Raw genomic sequence first — 13,632 nt, 5'->3', positions numbered from 1 at the left:
ACAAAATTAAAGCGTTCTTCGAATTGTAAACGTATTTAGATTTAGACCGCTCATTGTAACAAGACTAATGCGTTTCGAATATCGCGAATAAACTAAAGAAAAGTCACAAATATGCACAAACGTTATGTAGCCCAAATATTTCTTGCGATTACCCTACTCTTTTCAGCATCAAGTTTCGCGGAAGAGGAGTCGGCAGCTAAACTCGCCTACTTCACGCTAGAGCCAGACCTGACCACCAATTTTTACACTAAAGGTAAAAAACTGGGCTACATTCAGGTTCGCCTCGACATCATGGTGGCAAATAGTAGCGACTTGGCCGCTATTGAGCATCACCAACCACTGATTCGCGATGCGGTGATTGAATTGCTTGGCAAACAAAACGAAGAAACCATTAAATCTCTATCTGGCCGTGAAGACTTAAGAAAATCCTTAGTTGAACACCTCAACAAGATTTTGCTTCCAGAGACAGGTAAAACCCTGATTGCTGACTTACTGTTTACCAAATACCTTTATCAGTAATGATGTAAAACGAATCCCAATAAAAAAGCGGCTCATCTGGCCGCTTTTTTTGTCTCTATCGTTTGGCTACTCATTAGAAGATATGAATTAGCTTCTTGCCGAGCTTGGTGCTTTCATCGCATCGATAAAGCCAATAATCACACCAGCGGCTAGACCAGCTAAATGCGCCGTATTGGCGATAGCCATAAATGGCTGCATGTACCCAAGCACTAGCCACACCAACATAAAGCCGACAATCTGTCTTGGGATACCTAAACCAAGTTGTGGCGCCTTCGCACCAACCACCCATAAGTAACCAACCAAGGCATACACAACACCAGACAAACCACCGAAGTTCGCCCCTTCAACCCAATACTGCCCAGCACCTGAAAGCGCAGAAGAGACAGCAAAGATCTGAAGTAGCTTGAGGCTGCCAAGTTTCTTCTCAATGTCTCCACCTAGCTGCCACCACCACAAAATATTAAATGCGATGTGCATAACAGAGAAATGTAGAACGGCATGACTCAACCAACGCCACAGCTGCCATTGCTGTCCATCCACCGCTGGGAAATGTAGGGCATTGAAAATAGCTTGGCCAAAACCGATCTGTTGCAGCGCAAAAATCACCACACACACCAACATCAGGCTTAGTGTCACTGGGCCTGCTTTGGCTTTGATCATGCCCATGAAGCTTGGCGTGTGGTAATGGAAGTTGCTCTTTCTGGTCTCTGCCATGTCCCAAGATGCAGCTTGATAGCGCTTATGATTGGGCTCAGCCAGAAAACGATTCAGCTCAGCTTCGGTTTCAACCTGAAATTGGCCATCAAGAAGCCAAAGAGCAAAACGCCCTTCTCCCTCTGGAGACATCTGAATAGGGATCTGACGAGAGGCCATATAATCAATAAATGCTTGAGCAAGACGTGGATTGTCTAACACCATCAATCTAATCATTGTTACTTCCTATTCATTCTATGAGGGATGCTTGAGGCGGTTCAGGTGATGAAAGTCATTAACCTGCGATCACTGGAAGTTCAGCACGATGCCAAGCTTCGAAACCACCATCAACACTATATACCTCTTCAAAGCCTTGGTTCACTAAATATTGTGCCGCACCTTGGCTACTGATGCCGTGGTAGCACATCACTAAGATAGGTTGTTCGAACTCAACCTCATCCATGAATGACACCATCGTATCGTTAGTCAGGTGGTAGGCTGTTTTTGGGTGGGCAACCGCAAAAGACTGCGGGTCACGTATATCGACAAGTCGAGCTTCGCCTTGTTCAATAAGGGCTTGAGCACCTTTAACATCGATATGTTTAAACTGGTCCATGACTTTCTCTTTTTATACTGATTTACTTTGCTGCCATTGTAACCTATCCCAAGGCTAACATTCACATCCACTTAATAAGGTTATCCACCAGCGATCACTTTTACACCATTTGTGGATAAATCTGTGAATTGCGTGAATAAAGTGTCTTTTCAAAAATAGATCCACAACATGTAGTAATGATCCTGATCTAACTGTGGGTTAACTGAAACATATCCCCACTCGAAAAACCCCGTCAAAGCCTTACTACACACTGCTTTTAGATAGCTGACGAATAAACTTCTCACAGAGTTATCCACAAAATCATTTTGCAAATTTCGATCGCAAAAGTTGAGAAATCGATCCAAAACAAAAAGGCCGAGATCTCTCGATCTCGGCCTTTTCAAAATTCAGCTATTTGTTAGCTCTACTAGAAAGTAGAAGCTAATAGAAACTAGATGCTATTAGAAATCACCAACGGCTTGTTTCAATTTCTTCATCGCATTCTTTTCTAACTGGCGAACACGCTCAGCTGATATACTGTAGGTATCCGCTAAGTCTTGCAGGGTTGCCTTGTTGTCGTCTAACCAACGTGAGCGAACAATGTGTTGGCTACGCTCGTCTAAGCTTGCTAGTGCTAGCCCTAGGCGATTATTGGTGTGTGACTCCCAGTTAGCCGCTTCAACCGTCTCAGCAACGTCTGACGCCTTGTCTTCTAGGTAGTAAACTGGAGCAGTGTAAGCAGAACCGCCATCGTCATCGTCCATAGGCGCTTCAAACGTCGCATCTTGTGCTGCTAAGCGAGATTCCATCTCACGAACTTCTGAAGGCTCAACACCCAACTCACGTGCAACCGTCTCAACTTCGCCGTTATTGAACCAACCTAAACGCTTTTTAGACTTACGAAGGTTAAAGAACAATTTACGTTGTGCTTTCGTTGTTGCGATCTTAACGATACGCCAGTTACGCAAAACGTACTCATGAATCTCAGCTTTGATCCAGTGAACAGCAAAAGAGACTAGACGAACACCAACTTCTGGATTGAAGCGCTTAACAGCCTTCATCAAGCCGATGTTACCTTCTTGGACGAGATCAGCCATTGGTAGCCCGTAGCCAGAGTAGCCTCTTGCAACGTGCACCACGAATCTTAGGTGGGAAAGGATCAAGCCTTTCGCAGCGTCGATCTCACCTTTGTAATGTAATCGCTCTGCAAGTCCACGTTCCTCTTCAGGAGTCAGCATAGGGTAGCTGTTCGCTGAGCGGATATAGCTATCTAAACTATCTTGTGTGACTAAAGCCATTTGATACGCTTGGTTTGCCATTCGGTTCCTCATCAATCTCTGATCTGGAGTAATACATCTATTAAAACCCTACAATCTTGAACCTAAAATGAACAGGTTTCAAGGAGGGGGAAGTAATTATGCATAATCAATTCGTCTATACAAGGCAAAAACTGGTTAAGAAGTGCCTATTTTTCGTCTAAATATGACTCTATTCACCTAAACTGGTTCAATTTCTTTTAGGTGACGCTGTGCAGAAAGCTTTGCAGCCACACTACCAAGCAGAGTTCCGACGATCAAAAGCAGTAAAGATTCATCCCAACTCAGGCCAATTAAACGGAAGTGGCTGTCGTATAGCTGAGCCAAGTCATCCACCGCGCTGTTCAGCAATACGGTAATCAATGCCGTCATTACCCAAGCGCTAATCGAACCTAAAACGCCAAACCACATCCCAGCATAAAGGTATGGTCGAAGAATGTAGCTGTCGGTCGCACCAATCAGCTTCATGGTTTGAATCTCTTCTTTATGCGCCAACACATTAAATCGTAGTGTATTGCCGATAATCAGAAATACCGCGCCCAGCATCAATACCGTTAAGGTAATCACGATGACAGCCGCTAATGCTTTGATCGCATCTAATCGCGCTAACCAATCTTCGTCTAGGCGAACATCGGTCACTAATTCTTGTTGTTTAACTGTGCCTGCCAGCTCTTTAATTAAGGTATCGCTGTGCACGCTTGGCGTAATCACCAGCACACCTGGCAGTGAATAATCGTCGAGAATGGTTAGGGCGTCTTCAAAACCAGAATACTGGCTGAGGTCTGCAAGCCCTTGCTGCGGAGAAATGTACTCCACGAGCTCAACTTGATCCCAACTTTCGATTTCATCCTTAAGCACCATTACTCGTGGCTCAGGAATACCATCCTCTACATAAGCACTTATTTGTGACGGGCTAGTGACATCTTGCGCCACTTCCCCTACATTTTTACCTAATAGGTACAAACAAGCTGGCATCGCCAACGCCATAGAGATCACCGCAAGGGTCAGTAAGTTGCCTAACGGGCGCTGCCACATTTGCGAGAACGATGACTTGGCTTGTTTCCAGTGAACAACAAAGAAGCCGTCGCTTGAAGCGCGGTTTGCTGCTCGATTAGATTGAGGTTTTTTGATGCGCTTATTCGCGGCCATAGTCTTCAACCTCACTCAAAAATCCTTGGTTTAATTCAAGATGGCGGTACTGAGGGCGAGTGTTCACTAACCCGATATCATGCGTCGCTAGGATGATCGTCACACCTGCGCGGTTGAATTCTTCAAATAATCGCAACACACGGTTAGATAATTCAGGGTCTAGATTACCGGTAGGCTCATCGGCTAAAAGCAGAGTTGGACGGTTAACCACGGCGCGAGCAATACCCACGCGTTGTTGTTCACCACCAGAAAGTTGGCTTGGCAAACAACGGGCTTTATCTAATAAACCGGTTTTATCCAACGCAGCACTGACTCGGCGTTTTATTTCGTTTTCAGAAATAGATTCAATACGCATAGGCAGAGCGACGTTATCGAAAATCGAACGGTCCATCAGCAGGCGATGGTCTTGAAAAACAATCCCAATATTACGGCGTAAGAAAGGAATGTCTTTGGCTGGGATACGAGTGATATCGTGATCGTTGAACCAGACACGTCCATCAGTTGGACGCTCTATCGCGCAGATCAACTTCAGCAAGGTACTTTTACCAGCCCCAGAGTGCCCACCCAAAAAAGCCATCTCTCCACGTTTCAGGTGAAAGTCCACTTTTTGGAGCGCTTGTCTTCCACCTCGGTAGGCTTTACTCACTTGCTGAAATTTGATCACCGAAAATTCCTCTTACGATCACTAATATCAAATTTAAAAACGGTAGCAGATTAAGGATAAACCACTTTGCTACTCGCGTTACTCTTCGCGGCTAAATAGTGCTTCAATGAAGTCTTTAGATTCAAATGGACGCAGGTCATCAATACCTTCACCCACACCAATGTAGCGGATTGGAATCTGGAACTGGTCAGCAATTGAGAAAATTACACCACCTTTCGCCGTACCATCTAGCTTAGTCAGTGTAATACCCGTAACTGGAGCCACTTCACTGAACAACTTCGCTTGGCTGATAGCGTTCTGACCTGTACCTGCATCGAGCGTTAGCATGATTTCGTGTGGCGCAGAGTCATCAATCTTCTTCATTACACGAACGATCTTGCGTAGCTCTTCCATCAGGTTGCTCTTGTTCTGCAAACGACCGGCTGTATCAGCAATCACAACATCAACACCACGAGCCTTCGCTGCTTCAATCGCATCGTAGATAACAGACGCACTGTCCGCACCAGTGTGTTGAGCGATAACTGGCACATCGTTACGCTGACCCCAAACCTGAAGCTGTTCAACAGCTGCTGCACGGAAGGTATCACCCGCTGCTAGCATCACTTTCTTGCCTTCATTTTGGAATTGTTTCGCCAGCTTACCGATCGTAGTTGTCTTACCTACACCGTTCACACCCACCATTAAGATAACGTAAGGTGTTTTAGTGGTATCAACAACCAGTGGCTGTTCCACTTGGCTTAAGATGTCTGCCATCTCTTCTTTGAGCAGACCATAAAGCGCTTCACCGTCTTTTAGGTCATTGCGAGATGCTTTTTCTGTCAGGTTTTCAATGATCTTAACCGTGGTATTCATACCCACGTCAGCAATCAGAAGTTGCTCTTCTAGCTCTTCAAACAGGTCTTCATCGATTTGCTTGCCTTTGAACAGACCAAAGAAACCAGCACCGATGTTTGCTTTAGTGCGGCTTAGGCTGCGCTTAAGACGAGCAAAGAAGCTTTCTGTCGGCTTCTCTTGTACTTCTTCAACCTTAGCTTGAGGAACTGCCACTTCTTCCTGTTCTGCTTCTGCTTCTGCTTCTGCTTCTGCTTCTGCTTCTGCTGCGACAGGTTGCTGCTCTTGTTGAGCTTCTTCAAGCGCTTGCTCAGATTCAGTTGGCTTAACTTGTTCAGCTTCAGGCGCGACCTGTTCAGCCTCAACTTGTGATTCAACTTCAGTTTGATCTTCAACGCTTTCTACGTTCGCTTCATTCTGAGTTTTTGGGCTTTGTTCTTCTTCACCAAAACCAAGCCACGATAATAATCCGCGCTTCTTTTTTTCCGTCATCAGAGGAGTTTCCTAGATCTACTAATTAGCTGTATTGACTTAATACACGTCGACTCTTTGCTATTGTTATACAATACAAGCTTGTACAAACGAATAGTAAAGAAAAATGACAAAGCAGTGATAAGTTTGCTTTTAGCTTGATACACTTTGTCATTGCAAATTTATTTAATACACGAACCCACTTAAATTGGGCTCGGTATAGTATCACTTTATTAGCGGTCAAAAAATCTATGGTAAGACGTCGCCAGCAAAACACATCACAAAAAAAGCCATCCGGAGGCTTTGTTCGAATTATTAGTGGCTCATGGAGAGGTAGAAAGCTGCCTGTTCATGATTTAGAAGGATTACGCCCAACCATTGACCGAGTAAAAGAAACACTCTTTAACTGGGTGGCTCAAGATATCCCACATTCAACTTGCTTGGATGTATTTGCCGGTTCTGGCGGTCTAGGTTTTGAAGCAGCTTCTCGCCAAGCCAAAATGGTGACACTGCTCGAAATGAATCAAAAGGCGGCTAAACAGCTTTCTGATAACGCGAAAGAGCTCAAGGCAGACAACATTAATGTCGTGAATACTGATGCTATCTCTTTCCTTAAGAAACCAGGCACTCCTTACGATATGGTTTTCCTTGATCCACCATTTCGCAAAGGCTTACTGGCAGAAACAGTACAACTGCTTGAGAGTAACGGTTGGCTTGCAGACAAAGCCATCATTTACGTCGAGACAGAGAAAGAACTGAAACTCGAAGCTATGCCAGAGAACTGGGAATTGCATCGCGATAAGACCACCGGACAGTCAAGCTACCGACTGTTCAATCGAATTACTGAAGAATAGGAGTTATTGAATGAAGTTCTTGCTTCCACTAGCAAAAGCAGCCATCGCCTTTGTTTGGTTTATCTTGATCGTAAATATTTTCTACCCGTTCCCGGGTAATGCTGCGATTGCGCTTTATATCATGACAGCATTCTTGTTCTTCATGCACGGCCTGCAGATGCTGATTTTCATCGGTGCTTTCGGCGACAAGATCGAGATGTCACGTTGGGAGAAGTGGTCAATATTGATTTTCGGTGTCTTCGCCTTACTCGATATCCGACGCAAACACATGATGTAATCGAGCTTAAGCCCAGATATAAAACGCTTAGCTACAGAAAACATCATGACAGAAACAGTAGAGACAAAAACGCCGCTCATTTGAGCGGCGTTTTTTTATTCAGCAATGATATTGATGTTAGCCCATGTAGCCTTTCACACCATCGAGGAACATTTGCGTCGACAGCATAACCAACAACAAGCCCATCAAGCGTTCGATGGCTTTAAGCCCTCTCTCTCCCAGCACTCGCAGGAAGAAGCCATTAAACATCAGAATGAAGAAGGTAGCGCCCCAAGCCAGCATCACAGCCGCTGAAAGCTCTAACATATTGTCAGGGTGCTGTGTCGACAACAGAATCAATGCCGCAATCACTGAAGGGCCAGCAATCATTGGGATCGCCATCGGCACAATAAACGGTTCTTCACCCGCCGCGAGGCCAGTAATACTACCCGCACTTGGGAAAATCATCTTAATCGCGATAATAAACAGAATAATACCGCCAGAGATACTCAAGGTTTCAGGCTGCACGTGCAGGAAGTTCATGATGCTTTGACCCGCAAATAAGAACAGCAGCAAGATAACCAGTGCGAACATCAGCTCACGAATCAGAACAATACGGCGACGCTTCGGGTCAATATGCTTAAGGATAGAGAGCACGATTGGCAAGTTGCCAAGCGGGTCCATGATAAGAAACAGCATGGTTGCTGCAGATAAGATTTCCATAAGTTTGTCTCGAAAAGCGTAAGTGCGCGGAGTATAGCAGCCTCAACATTGATTTTCGAACGCAGTGATAAGCGGGTTAACTGATGCTTTTAAAAGGGGATGCTATAAGAAGGCAAATTAGCGAAAGCAGATTGAAAGGTAATGAAAAGAGTGGAGCCGAAACATGCACCCACTCTTTATTCACGAATAAAACAAGCCACTAAGAATTAGTGATTACACACACGTTCGCGGTTAGTGCAAAGCTTATCATCGACAACGACAACCTTTTCCATCTTCAAGAAAAACTTCAACAGGCTATCTAAATCCAGACCATTGAGCTTACAAGTATGGAAGCGAGCTTCTTCGCCATAGGTTTGAGCAAGCGCTAATGTTAGCTCTTCGCGAGTCAGTGGCTTTTCACTAAGCAGGTTTAAAACGTTGTGTGCGTGAATTTCAGTCGTCATAACTCAATCTCATGTTTAATGAATTACACGTAGAGTACCGAGTTTTAGCAACGCCGTTTTGATGTAGCTCAGGCTTGAGAGAGCTCTACCCTAAATAGTAATCGATGCGACGATGAATGCGTGTGCGAGAAAGTAACTGCCCGTTACCCAAAAGTAAGCGCCCTTGATTGGGCTGCGGTAACTGTTTAGCGCATAAGCTAAGGCCGAAAGGAGCAGCACGCTACAGCCAGCAAAACCGACCGCGTGTGATAACTGAGGATCCAGCAGCCAAACCTCACCAGAAGCCCATGCTAACTGAATAAGCACAATGCCCATGATGACCACGGGAAAAACGAGTTTGTCTAAGCGTGGCAGCAGTAAAAAGAAAGCAACAACGCAAGCTGCCAATAACAGCGCGAACAACCACCAAACCATTTCACCTGATAGCTGTAACCAAAAAGCTTTGCTGTAACAGAGTTGAGCCAATAAGAAGCAGACAAAATGCAGAGGGCGTTTTTGAGTGAGAGTATGAAGCACATCTGCGATCGCAGAGATAGCCAACCCCGCAACTATCCAATAGGTAAAGTCAGCCACAACCGACTGAGTTAAAGCAATTGTCGCTAATAATACAAAGGTAAATACCTTATACGATAAGGCCTGACCGATATGTCCATGTTTCGTTCCTGCTATTGCTCCGATACCAGACAAGGAAACCGCCAACCAACTCCACATACCATTTGCCCTATTGCTTTAAATCGTCGCCAGTCTAGGCACACGAGTGTTGATGTAAAGCCTCAGCGCCTCAAAATTGGATCTTGATTACGCTTCCACTAAAAAGAGTCTCTTTAGATTGAAGTCGTAACAATTACCACCATGACAATGGCCATTCGTTTAAAACTAGAACGAATCATCATAAAAACCATTCAAAATGGCATTAGAGTCGCCATACTTGAGTTTTGGCCAATTCTAACCTATCGACTTCACCAAAATCGGCCTAATTCCGTCAAATACCACACTTGAAAAATTAAAATAACCACTTTTAAATCAAACAATAACAATAACTTAAACAAAGAAACTCAAGATTAATAGGAAAATAAAAACGCCAACCAAGCCTAGACTTGTAAAGTAGCCAGTTTTCTTTTTTAAATCCCAGTTTTGTCAGGTTATTTCAAGCCTCCGGTAAAAATCGCCACAAAAACCAAGCCGAAAACTTAAAAAACCAACCAAAACCAACCTAGCCACCACCAACCTCTATTAATACAGTTTAACAACCTTTAACAATATAAATTACACAAAACAACCATTACAAAACAACAAGTTAAATCAAATTAGAACAAACATAAATCACAACGAACAAATTAAGAACACACCATAAAACACAGTTAAACACTGCCAAACAAGCCAAAAACTCATAGTTTTCTACTACTTTTAAAGCTTTCGAAAGTAATTCTTGATCTAAGGCCATAAGTAGTGCTATTCTTTAAAACATAGCGAGAGACAACCAAATTTAGGAGTAGTGTTATGATTTCATCTTCGCAAAGACAAGGACTTGTAATGATCGCGGTAGTTGTAGGTCTAATGACACTACCGATGATGTACTAAGCAAGTTACAGATAAAAAAAGGGACGCCATGAGCGTCCCTTTTTTTGTTCAATTTTTTCACTTCGAAAACAGATGCAGTGTTAGCACATCCCAGTTCGCATAATAGAAACCTGCGGCAGCTAAAGTCATTGCCATCATCAGTAAGATCGCAACTCGCCAGATAAAACGACCACTACGTGGAGTCAGCTCCTTCTCACAGTCGTTACACATCATGATGAACTTATGTTGGTCTTCCAACTTAGCCTCATGTTCATTGACTACCTTATTACGACACGTTGCGATATAGCGCAGCTTGCTCACCATATCGTGCGGTAGCCTTTCTTCACAGCTTGTTACAAGCTCATGCAATCCTTCGCCTTCGGCATGATATTGAAGCCTCAATAATTTCTCTATATTGCGAGTTCTTGTCACCACTTTTTCAATATCGGTCATCTTAGCCCTCCCACTCCACACTATAATTCTAGTCGAGCATTTCCCTATTCTTATACAAAATCACTGTTATTTACGAGAGAAAGAGACAATAAATAACAATGCTTTATCCCAAACTGACCATTAAATGTGATGTCTGCCGAAAAATAATCAGCTTGGCTTACAACAGTTCACGAATAACGGCTTTAAACACATATCCCTATTGCCTGAAAGACTAGAATAACCATCACGACTACATGGAGGTTATATGCCTAATTCACTCTTTTTTGCCATCTTTGCTCTCGCTGCTCTAGCGGCTTGGGTATTTATTGGTTTCTATCGAAAACACTCGCAAGGTGAAAATGCGCCAGAGAAGAAAGTGAATGTCACGGTGTTAGACAAACAATCGATCGACCTTCCTGACGCAGAACCGGGCCAAGAAGATCAAGAGTACTGGATTTACGTTCAACGTGGTGTGGTTGGTCCGAAGCGAGAATTCCAAGTCGGCATCCACTATTTCCACGCCCTTAACCCTGGCGACAAAGGAACCTTAACCTACCAAGGCGATAAGTTCTTACACTTTGCGTTGAAGCGCTAAACGTCAGCCGCTTCAACTGTCGTCCCTAAGCAATCCATCAGAAAGCCTTAGCAATCACCGCTAAGGCAATAACCAACGCGTTTTCTCTGACTTAGACACCAACCAGCTCATCCATAATGCGCCAGCTCCGCTGATCACAATCCATAATGGAATAACCCATGCCGGATGTCCTTGGTACCAACCAAACTCTTTCATCGGCCACAAGAAAATCGGGTGCAGCAGGTAAATACCTAAGCTGTGCTTACTGATAAAGCCAACCACTTGGTTACTATTCTCAGACAGGCCTTCACCATAGTAACGGCATACCATGAACACCATGCTCGCGGCTAATACGGTATTCAACGTTTTGTAAGATAGCCAGCGCCCTACCGTGTACTCTTCTGCTACCAAGCTTGCATCAACCACCATGTAAACCGTGGTTAGTAACGCTAGCCCACCCAGTAACACACTCACGCCAACGGTCATCTTGTTAAGTGGCACAATCTTATACAGCAAGTAACCCAATGGTAAGTAACCGGTGTACAACCACAATTCGTGACTCCAAGGGCCATCGATTTTCAGTAAGAACAGCAATGTTGTGAACAACCATACCGCCGTAAAGGCATAGACCGATCTATCACCGTACTTTCTAACCATGATCTGCAAGAACGGAATCACAAAATAGAGTGGGATGAAGTAATAGAAGAAACCAAGGTGGTAATAGGTGTAATGATGGTAGCTATTAAGCAACACGTCCCAACTGACGTCGGCATCAAAGCCCATTGCCGACCAGCCCGACAGATAGGTATAGAAAAGCGACCAGACAATGAAAGGTATCAGTACCTTGCCCAAACGACGCTTGAGGTAGTATTTGGCGTCAAACGGGCGCTGATCACTGAGCATCAGTGCGCCAGTAATCAAAATGAACACAGGTACTGCCCAGCGGCTGAAACCGTTTACCGTAATGGCAGTAAGCCATTCACCGAAAGGAATAGTGCCCAACTCATTGCGATAAGGCGCCAAAACATGAATCGCGATAACCGCTACGGCCGCGACACATCGTGCTAAATCAAAAAAGAGAATTCGCTGCTTCATGTAAATGCCTGATTAATATTCAATCATTCTACTATAGCAATAAAAAAGCTGACCGGAATAAATACCAAGTCAGCTTAGTGTTAAAGGAGATACTTATCGCGAATTTAGCTCATACGACTCTAGCTTCTGCGACTTGAGCTCTCACAAATGAGGCTCATGTGGCTGAAGCTTATGCCGCTGAAATTTGCGGCACTTTCGGTAAACGCAGAGAGATCACCGTCGTTATCGCCAAGAATGCGAAGGAAACCCACAGACACGCAGACAAACCGGCCATTTGGAATACCAAGCCCGACAATATCGTGCCAATCAAACGGCCCATCGCGTTTGCCATGTAGTAGAAACCGACATCAAGAGAAACGCCATCACCTTTCGCATAACTCACAATAAGGTATGAGTGCAGCGATGAATTCACCGCAAAGATGGCACCAAACACCATCAAGCCACCGATAATAACGAACTCGGGTTGCCAGCCAATTTGCACCGCATAGGCAATACCTGCAGTCACGATAGCCAACGCCCCCGCCCATAATAGCGCTGCATGTCCATCAGGCACCTTGCCTTGTGCTTTACCAGTAATCTTGGGTGCAATGCCCTGCACAAAGCCGTATGCGATGGTCCAAGCCGCTAAAAAGCCACCCACCCATGAGTGATCCCACCCAAACACGCTGCCTAGGTAAATCGGCAAAGCAATCACAAACCACACATCACGAGCGCCAAACAGGAACATACGTGCTGCGGATAGGATGTTGATGGATTCAGACTTAGAGAAGATCTGTTTAAACTTAGGTTTAGTTTTCGCTTTACCCATGTCCGCTTCTAAGCTCAACACACTGCCAACGAAGACCAATGCCAACACGGCTGCCATCGCAAGCACAGCGTATTGGAAGCCAATCGTTGAAAGTAGTAAACCACCAATAAAGAAGCCTGCCCCTTTAAGCGCATTCTTAGATCCGGTCAGAATCGCAATCCACTTATAAAGCGCGCCTTGTTGTTCATCAGGAACCAGAGTCTTAATTGAGCTCTTGGCACTCATCTTATTGAGGTCTTTAGCGATACCAGACAAGGCTTGCGCCGCCATGACCCAAGGAATGGTCAGCATTGCCATTGGCACCGCGAGCATACCCAAGGCGACGACTTGCATGCCTAACCCAATGTTCATGGTCTTATTGAGGCCAAGACGCGCCCCTAACCAGCCACCGATTAGGTTAGTCACCACACCAAAGAATTCATAGAAAAGGAACAGTGAGGCGATTTCTAACGAACTGTAGCCAAGGTCGTAAAAATACAGAACCACCAACATGCGAAGTGCACCATCAGTAATGGTGAAGTTCCAGTAGTTAAAAGTCACCAACATGTATTGGCGAACGCTCTTACTTAGATTTGAAAACATAACGCTATCTCTGCAATCTAAACAAAAAGAGCTTTTGGATCATGATAAGTTCAACACTCCAGATACC

General features: G+C 44.6%; 16 protein-coding genes. 4 read left to right on the top strand and 12 right to left on the bottom strand.

Annotated elements, in window-relative coordinates:
- Positions 1–111: 111 nt before the first annotated feature.
- Positions 112–519: a flagellar basal body-associated protein FliL gene (locus AB4185_RS13325; RefSeq protein WP_017063771.1), complete on the top strand. Its 408-nt coding sequence runs from the start codon at positions 112–114 to the stop codon at positions 517–519.
- Between the two features lie 87 nt (positions 520–606).
- On the opposite strand, the gene glpG is transcribed toward AB4185_RS13325, so the two are convergent.
- From glpG to ftsY, 6 genes are all read right to left on the bottom strand, one after another.
- Positions 607–1,449 carry a rhomboid family intramembrane serine protease GlpG gene (gene glpG, locus AB4185_RS13320; protein ID WP_017063770.1) on the bottom strand — a complete coding sequence of 281 codons (843 nt, stop codon included), beginning with the start codon at positions 1,447–1,449 and terminating at the stop codon, positions 607–609.
- 58 nt (positions 1,450–1,507) lie between these two features.
- A complete protein-coding gene (gene glpE / locus AB4185_RS13315) occupies positions 1,508–1,828 on the bottom strand; it encodes a thiosulfate sulfurtransferase GlpE (RefSeq protein ID WP_017061039.1) in 321 nt (106 codons plus the stop codon).
- A gap of 440 nt (positions 1,829–2,268) precedes the next feature.
- Positions 2,269–3,126, bottom strand: coding sequence for an RNA polymerase sigma factor RpoH (gene rpoH / locus AB4185_RS13310; RefSeq protein ID WP_017055518.1), 858 nt, complete (start codon positions 3,124–3,126; stop codon positions 2,269–2,271).
- Positions 3,127–3,303: 177 nt separating this feature from the next.
- Complete coding sequence (gene ftsX, locus AB4185_RS13305) at positions 3,304–4,272, bottom strand: permease-like cell division protein FtsX (RefSeq protein WP_017061038.1); 969 nt, start codon at positions 4,270–4,272, stop codon at positions 3,304–3,306.
- Positions 4,259–4,936, bottom strand: coding sequence for a cell division ATP-binding protein FtsE (ftsE, locus tag AB4185_RS13300; protein WP_004736585.1), 678 nt, complete (start codon positions 4,934–4,936; stop codon positions 4,259–4,261). Before ftsE ends, ftsX begins: the two co-directional genes overlap by 14 nt.
- Positions 4,937–5,014: 78 nt before the next feature.
- Entirely contained in the window at positions 5,015–6,259 is a 1,245-nt protein-coding gene (gene ftsY, locus AB4185_RS13295; protein ID WP_102321184.1) for a signal recognition particle-docking protein FtsY, read from the bottom strand.
- A 230-nt stretch (positions 6,260–6,489) separates the two neighbouring features.
- Here ftsY and rsmD point away from each other — a divergent pair, with 230 nt between their 5' ends.
- Together rsmD and AB4185_RS13285 are read left to right on the top strand one after the other, a co-directional pair.
- On the top strand, positions 6,490–7,092 hold the full coding sequence (gene rsmD, locus AB4185_RS13290; RefSeq protein WP_372133956.1) for a 16S rRNA (guanine(966)-N(2))-methyltransferase RsmD: 603 nt from the start codon (positions 6,490–6,492) through the stop codon (positions 7,090–7,092).
- Between the two features lie 10 nt (positions 7,093–7,102).
- Positions 7,103–7,369: a DUF1145 domain-containing protein gene (locus tag AB4185_RS13285; protein ID WP_016784000.1), complete on the top strand. Its 267-nt coding sequence runs from the start codon at positions 7,103–7,105 to the stop codon at positions 7,367–7,369.
- Positions 7,370–7,486: 117 nt separating this feature from the next.
- On the opposite strand, the gene AB4185_RS13280 is transcribed toward AB4185_RS13285, so the two are convergent.
- The 4 genes from AB4185_RS13280 to AB4185_RS13265 all read right to left on the bottom strand — a co-directional run bounded on the left by AB4185_RS13280 (position 7,487) and on the right by AB4185_RS13265 (position 10,527).
- On the bottom strand, positions 7,487–8,071 hold the full coding sequence (locus AB4185_RS13280; protein WP_017061035.1) for a YhgN family NAAT transporter: 585 nt from the start codon (positions 8,069–8,071) through the stop codon (positions 7,487–7,489).
- A 206-nt stretch (positions 8,072–8,277) separates the two neighbouring features.
- Positions 8,278–8,514, bottom strand: a complete 237-nt coding sequence (locus AB4185_RS13275; RefSeq protein WP_017066763.1) for a YecH family metal-binding protein — start codon at positions 8,512–8,514, stop codon at positions 8,278–8,280.
- 90 nt (positions 8,515–8,604) lie between these two features.
- Entirely contained in the window at positions 8,605–9,225 is a 621-nt protein-coding gene (locus AB4185_RS13270; protein WP_017061033.1) for a lysoplasmalogenase, read from the bottom strand.
- A 927-nt stretch (positions 9,226–10,152) separates the two neighbouring features.
- Positions 10,153–10,527: a hypothetical protein gene (locus AB4185_RS13265; RefSeq protein WP_004736595.1), complete on the bottom strand. Its 375-nt coding sequence runs from the start codon at positions 10,525–10,527 to the stop codon at positions 10,153–10,155.
- Positions 10,528–10,771: 244 nt separating this feature from the next.
- Here AB4185_RS13265 and AB4185_RS13260 point away from each other — a divergent pair, with 244 nt between their 5' ends.
- Positions 10,772–11,101, top strand: a complete 330-nt coding sequence (locus tag AB4185_RS13260) for a DUF2500 domain-containing protein (protein WP_017061032.1) — start codon at positions 10,772–10,774, stop codon at positions 11,099–11,101.
- Positions 11,102–11,161: 60 nt separating this feature from the next.
- Here AB4185_RS13260 and AB4185_RS13255 read toward each other — a convergent pair whose 3' ends face one another.
- Positions 11,162–12,175 carry an acyltransferase gene (locus AB4185_RS13255; protein WP_372135536.1) on the bottom strand — a complete coding sequence of 338 codons (1,014 nt, stop codon included), beginning with the start codon at positions 12,173–12,175 and terminating at the stop codon, positions 11,162–11,164.
- A gap of 169 nt (positions 12,176–12,344) precedes the next feature.
- Positions 12,345–13,565 carry an organoarsenical effux MFS transporter ArsJ gene (arsJ, locus tag AB4185_RS13250; protein ID WP_372135535.1) on the bottom strand — a complete coding sequence of 407 codons (1,221 nt, stop codon included), beginning with the start codon at positions 13,563–13,565 and terminating at the stop codon, positions 12,345–12,347.
- Positions 13,566–13,632 lie beyond the last annotated feature (67 nt).

The organism is Vibrio sp. 10N.286.48.F5 (genome assembly GCF_041469785.1).
In the GTDB taxonomy this organism is placed as follows: Bacteria; Pseudomonadota; Gammaproteobacteria; order Enterobacterales; family Vibrionaceae; genus Vibrio; species Vibrio crassostreae_C.
This window is presented reverse-complemented; position numbering and strand designations above follow the sequence as displayed.